The organism is Massilia sp. CFBP9026, from assembly GCF_034045165.1.
GTDB classification, from domain to species: Bacteria; Pseudomonadota; Gammaproteobacteria; order Burkholderiales; family Burkholderiaceae_D; genus Telluria; species Telluria arenae.
Genome location: NZ_JAXCWH010000005.1, coordinates 170,761 through 183,633, shown reverse-complemented (window position 1 = coordinate 183,633; position 12,873 = coordinate 170,761). Strand labels below are relative to the sequence as shown.

The following is a 12,873-nucleotide window of genomic DNA, read 5'->3' as shown; positions in this document are numbered from 1 at the left end:
CGATGGATCAGAACGCTATCGATGTCGCCGAGCGCGCCATTCTTTCTTACCTGGAGCAACACCCGGCAGGCGCCGACACCACCGAGGGCGTGTATCAATGGTGGATGTCGGGGGAGCAGCGTCCCGAGCACATCGGCGTCACCGAATGCGCCCTCGCGCGCCTGCGCGATGCCGGCAGGGTGGAGGCGGTCCGTCTCGGTGACCGCATCATATGGCGCCTGGGCCGGCAGGTGCAACGATAGGTCGCCACGATGATCGATGACCAGTGGCATGCCTCGCCATTTTTCGCACAGACAAAGGATCTCCCATGATCGACCAACACCTTATCCAGCGCGCCGAGCAGGCCTTTTCCAACGCCTGCGGCGTGCCATTCGAAAAGTTGCTGGCGCCGATCGAGGGTAAGCCCGGCGCCGGGCAGGCCGCCGCCAACGGCAGCTTCGCCAACGCGATCCGCCAGTCGCGTGCCGCCGAGGACGCCAGCCTGCCGATGGGCGCGTTCCAGCGCGAACTGCGGCGCGCGGACTGGGACAAGGTCATGCACATCTCGTGCGATGCTTTGGTCCACCACGGCAAGGACCTGCAGGTGGCCGCCTGGCTGCTCGAGGCCCAGATTCACCGACATGGGTTTGCGGCGATCGCCGGCGGCCTGTACCTCATGACGCGCCTGTGCGAGCAGTATTGGGACGACATCCATCCCCAGAGCACCGATGGCACCTACGAGCGCCGCGCCAGCATCTTCAACTGGATCGACCGCAAGCTGACCCCGATCCTGCGCCAGGTGCCGCTGGCCTTCGATCGCCAGGGCCAGTCCTTCATCCTCGCCGACTGGGAACGCGCGCGCCGTCATGAACGCCTGCGCCAGACCGATCCCGACGGCACCGTCGAAGGCGCCTCCAGCGCCGAGCTGTCCGCGGCGCTCTCGGCGGTGGCGGACGACAGCTGCGCCGACGTGGAGCGCGACCTGGCCGACGCCCTGGCAATGCTGAAGCACCTGTCCGACGTGCTCGAGCCGAGATTGGACGAAGGCGCCCCATCCTTCAGCATGTTCGCCGGAGTGATGGAGCAGGCGCGAGCGCTGATCGAGGCCGAACTCGAGCGGCGCGGTGTACCGCGTCATGCGCAGCCGAGTGCAATTCCGGTGGAGTCGGCCGTGCCCGCGGCACCCGAGGAAGCGACCGCAACGCCGGTAGACGTCATCCTGCCGCAGACCGCCATGGCAGAGCCGGCCGGCATACGCGATCGCGCCGAGGCGTACGCGCTGCTCGAGCAGGCGGCCAATTTCCTGCAGCGTGATGACCCGCACAGCCCGGTGCCCTACCTGGTGCGTCGCGCCGTCCAATGGGGGAAGCTGAGCACCACAGAACTGTATCAGGAGCTGTTCCTGCATAGGGGCGCACAGATCAATATCTTCGACCTCATGGGTATGGACGCTTCCGGGCAAACCCCAGGTAAAGACTGAAGGACACGCAATGGCGATCATTTATCAGGCCAGCAATCCCGGTGACGCCGACCTGCGCGTCGCCCTCGTCGAACGCGGCATGGCAGATCTGCTGGTGCACAGGGTGGCGGCGCGCGGCCTGGCGCATGGCGACGCGCTGTGGTACAGCACGCGGCACCGCGAGGACGCCAGTGTGCGCGTCTTCTTCGTCTCGCCGGGAATGGCCCAGCTGAAAATCTTTTTTGTCCCGAACCAGGTCGAGGCCGGCTGGCAGCGTCCGCGGCCGCCCGAAATCCACCTGCGCTAGCGTGCGTGACGCCGGCCGGGCCGGTGTGATGACGTTTCGCCAAGCGGACTCGGTACTACTACTGAGTTCGCCACAGGTCGAATACTGAGACGGCCACGTTTACCGACAGTGGCCCGCGCAAGCCTGATTTGTTTGGGCTATACTCCGCTCAGTCCTCTATAGGACTTCCCGCTCAATGGACGCCAGGGATATCGACTGGCCTGCCTGACAACCCATGTCAGCGCGTCATATCCGTGTTGCCTGCAAGGCCGGTCTGACTGTCATCCAGTTCACCGTTGCCTCGCCTTCGCACTGCGTCGGTTGCCGAGTTTTGTTGCTGTTCTCATGGATCGCGACAGGTCCCGACAACCCGTTCCTTATCGGTGCTTCGATACCGCCAGCAGGCGGTGTGCAGACGTTCCTTTACCGAGCCGTTGAACTTTTTAAATCTGATTGCATGCCAGGCCATCGCAAACATTTTTCAGGTGATACTCGTATGCGTACCTCGCTTCTAGTTGTCCTTTCTTGCTTTATCGTCGCATCTTGCAGCAAAGCACCCGCTCCTTCCAATGACAAGCCGGTCGACGTCGTCCTGATCGGCGCTGGCGTCATGAGCGCCACCCTCGGCACCATGCTCAAGGAACTCGATCCGGAACTGACGATCGAGATGTTCGAGCGCATGGATTCGGTCTCGGCCGAAAGCTCCGACGCGATGAACAATGCCGGCACCGGTCACTCCGGTTTCGCCGAGCTGAACTACACGCCCGAAATGCCGGACGGCACCATCGAGACCAAGAAGGCCGTCGACATCAACGAGCAATTCGAGATCTCGAAGCAGTTCTGGGCCTACCAGGTCAAGAAGGAATACCTGGGCGCGCCAAACACCTTCATCAACAATGTGCCGCACATGGCCTTTGTCTGGGGTGACGACAACATCAACTACCTGCGCAAGCGCTACGCCGCGCTGCAAAAGGAAAACCTGTTCAAGGGCATGCTGTACACCGAAGACCACGAGACGATCCGCAAGTGGGCGCCGCTGGTCATGAACGGCCGTGACGCGAACCAGAAAGTGGCCGCGACCCGCATGGACATCGGTACCGACGTCAACTACGGCACCCTGACCCGCAGCATGGTCAAGCACCTGACCGGCACCCACGGCATGACGCTGAACCTGCGCAGCCAGGTCGAAGACATCAAGCGCGGCAAGGATGGCCTGTGGAACGTGACCGTCAAGAACCTGGCGGACAACAAGCTCAAGACCGTGAGCGCGAAGTTCGTGTTCATCGGCGCCGGCGGCGGCGCGCTGCCGCTGCTGGAAAAGACCGGCATTCCTGAAGCCAAGGGCTACGGCGGCGTCCCGGTCGGCGGCCAATGGCTGGTGACCACCAACCAGGCGCTGATCGAAGCGCACCACGCCAAGGTGTACGGCAAGGCCTCGGTCGGTTCGCCGCCGATGTCGGTGCCTCACCTCGACACCCGCATCATCGACGGCAAGAAAGCCCTGCTGTTCGGACCGTTCGCGACCTTCTCGACCAAGTTCCTCAAGAACGGTTCGTGGGTCGACCTGCCGGCCTCGATCGGCACTGGCAACGTGCGTCCGATGGTGCAGGCTGGCATCGACAACATCCCGCTGACCAAGTACCTGGTCGAGCAGGTGATGAACTCGCAGGAAGACCGCGTGGCCACCCTGCGTGAATACCTGCCGGAAGCCAAGCTGGAAGACTGGGAACTGGTCAACGCCGGCCAGCGCGTCCAGATCGTCAAGGACGACCCGAAGAAGGGTGGCCTGCTGCAGTTCGGTACCGAAGTCGTTGCCTCGGCTGACGGCTCCGTGACCGCCCTGCTGGGTGCCTCGCCAGGCGCCTCGACCGCCGCGCCGATCATGCTCAAGGTGCTCAAGGCATCGGCCTTCCGCGACAAGCTGGAAACGCCTGCATGGCAAGCGAAGATGCACGAAATGATTCCTTCGTACGGCCGTCACCTGAACGACGATCCGGCCTTCGCCAACCAGATCCGCCAGCAGAGCAGCGCTGCGCTGGGCCTGAAGGCGATTACGCTGGATGTGCCGGCGGCAACGCAGGAGTAATCGTGTAGGCAGCGACTGAGTTTTCGCTGCACTAAACACGTCGTCCCCGCGAAGGCGGGGACCCAAGTTCTGCAAGCGTTTCGACAGCTCTTGCAAACTTGGGTCCCCGCCTCCGCGGGGACGACGTTTTTATGCCAACTAGTTTTTCTTATTTACGCGCGCGCTTTTCTTACTTGCGCGCGCGCAGGGCCTCGAGTTCGGCGCGCAGATTGCTGCGTTCGCTGCGCGAATTGTCGAGCGTGGTGCGCAGTTCCTTGATCTCGGCCGCCAGGTTGTCGCGCTCGGTCGTGACGCCGACCAGCTCCATCTGGGCGCGCAGGCGCGCGTCCGACTCGGCCGCGGTGGCCGCGACATTGCGCTCGAGCTGCTGGCGCAGGTCGGCCAGCTGGGCATCCTTGCCGTCGATCGCCAGTTGATCCTTGGCCTTGCCGACCAGCGCGTCCGCCGCGATCTGGCGCGCATTGCGCAGCTCGGCCGTCAGGCGCTCGATCTCTTCGTTGCGCTCGTCCGCGATCAGCTGGGCCTGTTCGCGCGCGACCCGCGCATCGCCCAGTTCGGCGTTCAGGCCATCGCGTTCGGCTTCGAGTTCGTTACCCGCCGCGAGCAGCGCATCCATATCGCTCTCGGCGCGCGCCAGCGCATCGCGCATGCCGGCGCCGGCATCCTGCGCATACTGCTGGGCCCAGCGGCCCAGTTCGGCCAGCAGCTCGGGCGGCATCTCGGCCTTCGGCGCCTCGACCGGTTTCGCATGGCTGGCGCGCCAGGTGGCCAGGTGCTGGTGGATGGTCTTGGTCGAGCCGGCGCCGATCAGGCCGCGTACCGCCTCGATCGTGACCTGCTGCTTGTCGTTCTGGAGCGTGTCGGCCGCCTCGATGACGTCGCCGAGCGTTACGTCCAGGTGTGCCATATCCGTTTTCATACCGCGTCAGGATGTTCGTTGTAGGGCTGTCCATCATACGCTAGACGATGGTTTAGTTGCTCAAAAGCATCGCTGGATGCGGTCGAGTGTCGCGGATTTGCCGCTATCTCAGGCCGAGGCAGGTGTGGCTGATGCCATGTTGGCAAAATTCTCGTCCAGCCAGGCGCCCAGCGTCTCGTTTCCCGGCCCGTCGAGATGCGGCAGCATCGCGGCGTACCAGGCGCGTCCCTCCTCCTGGCCCAGCACGGCGCACACGATGGGCAGGCTGTTCTGCAGGAAGGTGCCGAACAGCGGCACCCGGCGCGCGAACAGCGTAGTTGCATCGTTACAGCCCAGGCCCGTATAGAGCGCGCGCATCTGCTCCAGATACGGCATCGCCCGCGCCGCCTGGCCGGACTGGGTCAGGGCCGAGATGAAGCTGGTCACGATCTGCGGGTCCGGCATCTCGCGCGAGGTGGCATTGCGTTCGCGCGCCCAGGCGATCCACTCTTCGCCGCGCGCCGTGTCGCCCGTCATGGCGCAGCAGCATCCGGTTTGCAGGGCATTGAAAGCGCCCGGCTCTTCGTGGCACAAGGCATGCCAGTAGCGCTGCGATTCGGCCCAGCGCCCCAGGCGCGCGCTGGCCATCGCGCACAGGCGGATCGCATGGATGCGCAAGCCGTCCTGCGTGGCCGCGGCATGGGGCATGGCGCCGGCCAGTGCTTCTTCCAGGCGGCCGGCGCCGAGGTGGTCGATGGCGTCGACCAGTTCCGGCGGGTCGGCCTGCGCCTGTCCGGTTTCCATCGCGGTCGGTGCGCTGCATTCATCGATGATTCTTTCGGCATCCATGCCCGGCAGGCGCAGATAGGCGATGACCGGTCGCGTGGTCTTCTTTTCCTTTTTTGCGTCGCGCTCGACCTGCACGTTGTCGATCGAGACGAACGGATCGCCTTCGGTGCGGAACAGCGTCACCGCGCTATAGCGTGCGGCGTCCGCCTCGACGCCGGCGCCGAGGATCGAGAATAGCTCTCCGGGCGCGGTTTCGAGCCGGTGCACGGCGACGTGCGGTTCCTCGATCCACGCGAACCTGCGCGGCAGCTCGAACGGCGTCGCCCAGTCGCCACTCAGCTCGCAGAAAGGTTCTTCGGCCGCGCCGCGCGCCAGCGAGCGGGGCAAGGTGGTCAACAGGATGAATTCGACGATCCAGCCGGCGACGAGCGCGCTGCCCTCGATCCGCATCCCCGCGACGTGGCGCACTTCGTTCTCGGCCAGCAGCATCCCGAAGCGCCACATGTCGTGGGGAGCCGCGAGCAGCGAAGCGAAGCTGCCCGCGTCGGCGATGGCAAGCCAGGCGGCCCAGTGGGCGTACCAGCCCGCGACGCCGATCGCCAGGCCCAATCTGCCCACCCACACAGGGTTGCGTGCCTTGGCCTGGCGCGCCACCTGGCGCGCGGCAACGCCCATGACGACCGCGAACACGCACATGGCGAACCAGTCGAGCAGGACGAGCGGCGAGTGGATCGTCAGCCAGGCATACAGCCAGGCCGGGATCATGACCAACAGCGCGCAGGCCGCCGTCGAGACGATCGCCCGCGCCGGCAGGCGGCCTGACGGCACGTAATAGGGTGAGCTCATGGCGTGTCCTGTAGCTTGGGAGCGGGGCGGACCAGGGCCAGCGCCCGCAAGTCCGGCGCGTCGTTGCCCACGCAGAGCAGCGGCGCATCGTGTTCGAGTGCGGCGTGCGCGGCCAGCGCCAGCGCGGCGACAAAGGGCACGGCGCCGCATGTGCCGCAAGCCGGGCCGAGGCGGACGATGTCGCTGGCGTTGTCGAGGTGTGGCGTAGTGGCGCCGCCGAACTCCATCAGTTCGAGCGCGTAACGCGTGTCGGCGCCGGTGTCGGCGACAACCATCGCGATAGCGGCCGGCGCGATCGCCGCACCCTGCAGCAGGCGCCCGGCGAGCGTGTTCAGGCGCTGCGGCGACAGGCGTTTGAGGCTGGCGGATGTCGGGTCGCAGGCCTCGGCTTCCAGGCTGAGGTGGGCAATGCCGGCGCCGTCCGCGGCCGGCGCCAGCAGCAGGCCGGCCGCGCCTTCACCGGGGATGCGGCCGCGTGGGTGAAAGGATGTGAACAATGTGCCGTTGGCCGACCAGCGGTCGATCGTCTCCTGGCCGATGTGGGAGCAGAAGGCGAGCAGGATCGTCGCTCTTTTTTCTGCTTGCTGCGCCATCCGGGCAATGAGCGGCGCCGGGGCTGCTGTTTCGGTCACATCGATGCGGGCTGCAGGCCAGCCGGATTGCGCCAGCACCTGCCTGCACCACATCGATGCCGCCTGGCGCTGATCCACTTGCCAGTCATCCGGCAGCACCAAGGCCAGTTGCAGCCTGAAAGGCGCGCCTTCATCCGCGACCAGCAGCCCTGCCGCGCGGTCGGCCAGCTCGTGCAGGACCGTCGTGCCAAGGACGAGTGCGCGCCAACCCTCGTCGCCGAAACGCGGCGCCGGTGAGGCAAAGGTGTCGAGCCAGCCGGCGATCTCTTCGCGCACCGCTGCGTCGCCAGCCTGTTCGCAGCGTGCGCTCATGACCGGCAAACCGTCGTCGTCGACCAGATCGCGGTCAAGGTCGGCATCGACCTTGTTGGCGGCAAGCGCGGCGCCCAGTTCTTCGGCGGAGGCGCCGCGCGGTGTGCGCAGCGCGCCGGCGAGGATGGACAAGGTCGGGCAAGGTCGTACCAAGACGGCGTCCTGCTGCACTGCCGGCGCGGCGGCGGCTTGCGCCACTGGTTGGCGTGCGAGCAGCCTGCCGCCGATGCGGTTGAGCCAGCCCGGGGCCGGCGGCGTTGCCGTGGTCGTGGTGGTGGACATGGGATCAGACCTGGTCGATGGTGGTTTGCTGGCCGGCGATCAGCGTCGCGCCGCAGGCGGTCTTGTCGCCATGCCGCGCCGCCGCCTTGCCGTCGACGATCAGGGTCGCATCGCCTTCGATGATCGGCCCGGGGCCGTGCTTGGGACAGCTCGTCCTGTCGCCCATGCGGGCGATGCCGACGCCGTCAATGTCGCTGTGGGGCGAGGCTTCCAGCACGACGCCGCCGTGCGAGGTCTTGTCGCCTAGTCTGATCAGTGCTCCTGCCATGGTTGCTTTCCTCCTTTTTCAGGACATCACCGCCAACAGCTCGAGCCTGAGCTCCTTCATGCCGGCCGGGACGTAGATCGAGATCGACTGCGCCTTGAGCATGCGCTCGTACATCGGCCCTTTCGCCTCGAGGATGAAGTAGCAGGTGTCGGGCCGCACGGGGATCGCCGCCGGCGGTTGTGGGGTGTACTGCAGGCGCACGCCGGGCAGGGCCGAGAGCACGAACTTCTCGACGTCGTCCGGGGCGCCGACCTTGAAGCGCAGCGGCGCCACGTCGACCAGTTCCACCGCCGGGATGTCGGCCGAGACGGCGATATAGAAGGTGGTGTCGTCGTCGATCTTGCCCGAGTCGAGCATGCCGATGTGGTAGCAGGGCCGCACCTCGTTGAGGGCGATGCCGAAGTACTTGGCCGAGATGACCGTGTCGAGCAGCTCGCGGACGATCTGGTGCAGCTTGGCGAAGGCGGGGCCTGGGTCGTGGTGCTGGTAGGAAGGCAGGTCGGACAGGGTCCAGCTCTTGGAAAAGGTCATCAGGCCGCCGGCCACGTCCAGCAGCGCCTCGAACAGGCGCTCGGGGTGCAGCGCCGGCTGGTTGAAGTGGTGCGACAGCGCCGCATAGGCCGAACTGGCCGTGTGCAGCAGCCAGAACGACGACATGTCGCCCGAGCGGAATTCGATCACGTTGCGGGTCGGCTCGCGGTGGTGGCCGTACAGCGCGCCGACCTTGGCCTGCAGCGCGTCGAGCAGGCGGCGCAGCTGCTGGAACAGGGCCGGGGCGGCGCCTAGCGACATCGACGGCGGCACCAGCGCCGGATCGAGCTCGAAGCCGCCGGTGGCGCACCTGCGCACGCGTAGCAGGGGAAAGTGGACGTAGGCGTCGCGCGGCTCGAATTCGGACACCAGGCGCAGCGCGCGCTTCAGGTAGGCCAGCTGCACCGGCGCCGCCTGCGTGTAGAGGTCGGGCGTCTCCTCGTTGGCCTGCATGAAGCGGGTCGTGTTTGCGGCTTGCCCTGGCTGCACGAAGTTGGCGTTGAAGGGCTTCAGTCCCGGCAGCGCCGCGTAATACGTCACGGCCTGTACCGACTGCTGCAGGCCGCTCAGGTCGACGGTGCCGGGCAGCTCGTCGAGCCCCGGCGCCTCGTACAGCTCGCCGTCCTGGAAGCGCAGCGACAGTCCCTGCACGCGCAGCATGCCGCTGGCGAGGGCTTCGCGGTCGATCTCCAGCGACTCGACCCCCCATGCATACGGATGCGCCGCCTTGACGCCCTTGTACAGGCAATGCTCGTGATAAGCGTCCTGGCGCTGGAAATGCTGCGGCCGCAGCAGCAGGCCTTCTCCCCAGAGAACTTTGCTGGTCATGGCTGTTGTTCCTTCACCTTGTTCTTTGCGAAAGGAAACGATAACGACGAGATGCTGTTGCGCATGTGAACTTGATCAAAGTTTGGCGCTGAATGCCATGGCAACATGCGATTGATTTTCAGTACGCAACACCAGCCTGTGCCAACGAGGGGGGATCGATGAAAGGATTCACGCCGGACCTGTTCGACCGCCTGCTCGGCCAGCCGCTGCGCAATGGCGTGGTGGTCGCGCGCCTGAATGTCGAGGAACTGAAGGATGCGGTGGCGCGCGACCTCGAAGCGCTGCTCAACACGCGCTCGACCATCCAGGACGGCGCGCTGGTCGGTTTTCCCGAATGCGGCCAGTCGATGGTCGGTTATGGGCTGTGCGACTTCGCCGACCGTTCGCTGTCCAGTCCCACCGACCGCGCCCACATCTGCACCTGCATCGAAGAGACCATCGCGCGCCATGAGCCGCGGCTGCAGAACGTGAAGGCGCTGCTCGAGGTGCAGGGCGATGGCGGCGCGCCCTCGGTCAACCGCCTGGGTTTCTCGATCACGGGGGTGCTGGTGGGGAGCATGTCGCAGGAGCCGGTCAACTTCGACGCCGTGCTGCAGCCGTCCACGCTCCAGTACAGCATCCGCAAGGCCGGCCGCGCGGGCGCGGCCAATGCCGCCGGCGCCGCATCGTCGGCATCGACAGCGGCGGGAGCCTGAGTTGGACCGGCTGCTGCCCTATTACGAAAGCGAACTGGCCTACCTGCGGCGCAACCTGCGCGAATTCGCCGAACGCTATCCGCGCATCGCCGGGCGCCTGGCGATCAGCGGCGAAGTATGCGAAGACCCGCATACCGAACGCATGATCGAATCGTTCGCCTTCCTCAATGCGCGCATCGCCAAGCGCCTGGACGACGACTATCCCGAGTTCACCGAGGCGCTGTTCGACGTGCTGTATCCGCATTACCTGCGGCCTTTTCCATCGTGCTCGATCGCGCGCCTGGACGTCGCCGCCGCGGCCAAACAGCAGACCACGGTGAGCACCATCCCGCGCGGCACCAGGATGACCACGCGCCCGGTGCGCGGCGTGGCTTGTATCTTCCGCACCGTGTACCCGGTCGCGATGGCGCCGCTGGTCCTCTACCGCGCGGTGTTCTCGCCGATCATCCACGCGCCGGATGCGGTGCGCCTGCCGCCCGGCGCCAGCGCCAGCATCAGCCTGTCCCTGAACGTGACCTGCGACGGGGGCGGCATCGAGGCGATCGCGCTGCCGGCGCTGCGCCTGTTCCTCGATGGCGAACCCTCGTTCTGCGCGGCCCTGCGCGACGCGCTGCTGGCGCGCACGGTCGCCGCCTATGCCCAGCCCGAAGGCGGCCACTGGATTGCCCTGCCGGCGCTGCCGGTGCACGCCGCCGGCTTCGTCGAGGAGGACGCGCTGATCGACTTCCCGGCGCGTTCCCACACCGCCTACCGCCTGCTGACCGAATACTTCTGCTTTCCCGAGAAGTTCAACTTCGTCGACCTCGACCTGGCGCTGCTGGCGCGCAGCCTGCCCGCGGGCACGCGTCGCATTACCGTGCACCTGGCCCTGAACGGGATCCGCAGCGACTCGAACCTGGCGCGCATGCTGTCCACCCTGTCGACCAACAACCTGGTGGCGGGCTGCACGCCGGTGATCAACCTGTTCGCCCAGCGCGGCGAACCGATCCGCCTGACCCATGCCACGGCCAGCTATCCGGTGCTGGCCGATGCGCGCCGCGCCTATGCCTACGAGGTCAATGCGATCGACGAGGTCAACCTGGTGCGCCAGACGCCGCAGGGCGAGACGGTGGTGCGGTTCCAGCCCTTCTATTCGCTCAAGCATGCGCAGACGCCCGAGCAGAACGGGCATTACTGGGCCATGCGCCGCGACGACACGATGGCCGAGCAGAGCCCGGGCTTTGAAACCCAGATCTCGATCGTCGACATCGACTTCGACCCGGCCGACGTCGAAACCACGACCCTGAACCTGGAGCTGACCTGCACCAACCGCGACCTGCCGCAGCTGCTCAGCTACGGCCAGCCGGGCGGCGACCTGTTCCTCGAAGGCGGATCCGGCGTGCGCGAGATTTCCTTCCTGCGCAAACCCAGCCCCACCTGGCGCTTCTCGCGCGGGCGCAGCGCGCACTGGCGCCTGATCTCGCTGCTCTCGCTCAACCACCTGTCGCTGGCCGACGGCGGCGTCGACGCCTTCCGCGAGATGCTGGCCCTGCACGACCTGCCGCGCTCGGCGGCGTCGACGCGCCAGGTCGGCGGCATCATGGAGATCGCCTATGTGCCCACCAGCGCCTGGCTGTCCGGGAATCCCTTCAACTGCCTGGTGCGCGGGGTCGAAGTGCGCATCGCGATCGACGAGGAAGCATTCGTGGGGAGCGGCATCCATGCCTTCGCCCACATCGTCGAGCGCTTCCTGGCGCTGTACGTGCACGCCAACAGCTTCACCCAGCTGGTGATCGTGTCCCACCGATCCGGAGAGGAGTTGCTGCGATGCGGGCCGAGAAGCGGCGAACTGAGTCTCCTGTAATCGAACGCCTGCTGCGCGAGCCGTGGCGCTTCGAGTTCTTCCAGGCGGTGCGCGTGCTCGAGCTGTGGCTCAAGCGCCGCGGCCGGGCGCCGCATGGCCTGGTGGCCGACATGCTGCGGTTCCGGAATACCCTCTCCCTGGGTTTCCCGGCCAGCCAGCTCGAAGCCATCGAACCCGAGCTGCGCGACCTCGAGGTCGGCATGCCCTTCGACTTGCCAGTCGATGCCGCCGCGCTGGGCGAGGCGGTGCGCGAAGGGACCTTGCGCCGTGTGCACCTGACCCCCGCCTTCATGGGCCTGCTGGGCGCGCATGGCGTGCTGCCGGCCCACTACACCGAACGCATCGCCGAACATGGTGCACGCCACAAGAACGAGGAAGAGGACGACGGCCCGCGCGCCTTCCTGGACGCATTCTCGAACCGCTCGCTGGCGCTGTTCTACGAAGCCTGGCGCAAGTACCGCTTGTCGTTCAAGTACCAGCTGGACGGCCAGGACGCCTTCCTGCCCCTGCTGCTGTCCCTGGCCGGCCTGGGCGACGCCGCGCTGCGCCAGCGCCTGGCGGACGAAGCCGACGGCGCCGTGCTGGACGAATCGATCGGGTATTTCGCGGCCGCGATCCGGCACCGGCCGGTGTCCGCCGTGCAGCTGGCGCGGGTGCTGTCGGAATACTTCGGCGAGCAGGTCGAGGCCGAGCAGTTCATCGGTTCCTGGTACGACGTGCCGCCGGCGCAGCAGACCACGCTGGGCCAGGACAGCGCCGTCCTCGGCGCGCGCGCGATCGCCGGCGCGCGCGTCTGGCAGCGCAGCCTGCGCCTGCGCCTGGTGGTGGGGCCGCTGGGACATGCCGGCTTCCAGGGCTTCCTGCCGGGCGGCCTGGCGGCGCGGGCCCTCGGCAGCGTGCTGGCGCTGTTCACCGGCGTCGCCTTCGAATACGAGGTCGAGGTGGTCTTGCGGGCCGCCGACGTCCACAACACCACGCTCGACGACCTGCATCCCGGCCGCCTCGGCTGGGACGCCTTCCTGGTGCTGGACGCCCCGCCGGGCGACCGCCACGACGTGCGCTATGCGCTGAACGCGGCCTGATCCGCTTACGCGTCTGTCGAACGCACCCACCGGCGCCCGATGGCGTATCCTGACGAT

The 12,873-nt window shown here is 66.7% G+C and carries 12 protein-coding genes; 7 read left to right on the top strand and 5 right to left on the bottom strand.

What is annotated here, in order from left to right:
• Positions 1-2: 2 nt before the first annotated feature.
• The 4 genes from SOM28_RS14120 (at position 3) to mqo (ending at position 3,810) form a co-directional block, all read left to right on the top strand.
• Positions 3-242, top strand: coding sequence for a hypothetical protein (locus tag SOM28_RS14120; protein ID WP_320468486.1), 240 nt, complete (start codon positions 3-5; stop codon positions 240-242).
• Between the two features lie 65 nt (positions 243-307).
• Positions 308-1,459 (top strand): type VI secretion system protein TssA, encoded by a 1,152-nt coding sequence (tssA, locus tag SOM28_RS14115; protein WP_320468485.1) that lies wholly within the window; start codon positions 308-310, stop codon positions 1,457-1,459.
• Between the two features lie 10 nt (positions 1,460-1,469).
• Complete coding sequence (locus tag SOM28_RS14110) at positions 1,470-1,745, top strand: 7(1) septoil knot domain-containing protein (RefSeq protein ID WP_320468484.1); 276 nt, start codon at positions 1,470-1,472, stop codon at positions 1,743-1,745.
• A gap of 436 nt (positions 1,746-2,181) precedes the next feature.
• Entirely contained in the window at positions 2,182-3,810 is a 1,629-nt protein-coding gene (gene mqo, locus SOM28_RS14105; RefSeq protein ID WP_320468483.1) for a malate dehydrogenase (quinone), read from the top strand.
• A gap of 169 nt (positions 3,811-3,979) precedes the next feature.
• Here mqo and SOM28_RS14100 read toward each other — a convergent pair whose 3' ends face one another.
• The 5 genes from SOM28_RS14100 to tssK all read right to left on the bottom strand — a co-directional run bounded on the left by SOM28_RS14100 (position 3,980) and on the right by tssK (position 9,196).
• Entirely contained in the window at positions 3,980-4,717 is a 738-nt protein-coding gene (locus tag SOM28_RS14100) for a DNA-binding protein (RefSeq protein WP_229415031.1), read from the bottom strand.
• 120 nt (positions 4,718-4,837) lie between these two features.
• Positions 4,838-6,343 (bottom strand): hypothetical protein, encoded by a 1,506-nt coding sequence (locus SOM28_RS14095; RefSeq protein WP_320468482.1) that lies wholly within the window; start codon positions 6,341-6,343, stop codon positions 4,838-4,840.
• Positions 6,340-7,569, bottom strand: a complete 1,230-nt coding sequence (locus tag SOM28_RS14090) for a hypothetical protein (RefSeq protein ID WP_320468481.1) — start codon at positions 7,567-7,569, stop codon at positions 6,340-6,342. The genes SOM28_RS14095 and SOM28_RS14090 overlap by 4 nt, the downstream gene beginning before the upstream one ends.
• 4 nt (positions 7,570-7,573) lie before the next feature.
• Positions 7,574-7,837 (bottom strand): PAAR domain-containing protein, encoded by a 264-nt coding sequence (locus SOM28_RS14085; protein ID WP_123070953.1) that lies wholly within the window; start codon positions 7,835-7,837, stop codon positions 7,574-7,576.
• A gap of 18 nt (positions 7,838-7,855) precedes the next feature.
• Positions 7,856-9,196 (bottom strand): type VI secretion system baseplate subunit TssK, encoded by a 1,341-nt coding sequence (gene tssK / locus SOM28_RS14080; protein WP_123070952.1) that lies wholly within the window; start codon positions 9,194-9,196, stop codon positions 7,856-7,858.
• A gap of 158 nt (positions 9,197-9,354) precedes the next feature.
• On the opposite strand from tssK, the gene tssE reads away from it, so the two are divergent.
• From tssE to tssG, 3 genes are read left to right on the top strand one after another with little or no spacing between them, the layout of a single operon-like run.
• On the top strand, positions 9,355-9,891 hold the full coding sequence (gene tssE / locus SOM28_RS14075) for a type VI secretion system baseplate subunit TssE (RefSeq protein WP_147934976.1): 537 nt from the start codon (positions 9,355-9,357) through the stop codon (positions 9,889-9,891).
• Between the two features lies 1 nt (position 9,892).
• A complete protein-coding gene (gene tssF / locus SOM28_RS14070) occupies positions 9,893-11,734 on the top strand; it encodes a type VI secretion system baseplate subunit TssF (RefSeq protein ID WP_320468480.1) in 1,842 nt (613 codons plus the stop codon).
• Positions 11,698-12,816, top strand: coding sequence for a type VI secretion system baseplate subunit TssG (gene tssG, locus SOM28_RS14065; protein WP_320468479.1), 1,119 nt, complete (start codon positions 11,698-11,700; stop codon positions 12,814-12,816). The genes tssF and tssG overlap by 37 nt, the downstream gene beginning before the upstream one ends.
• Positions 12,817-12,873: the final 57 nt, after the last annotated feature.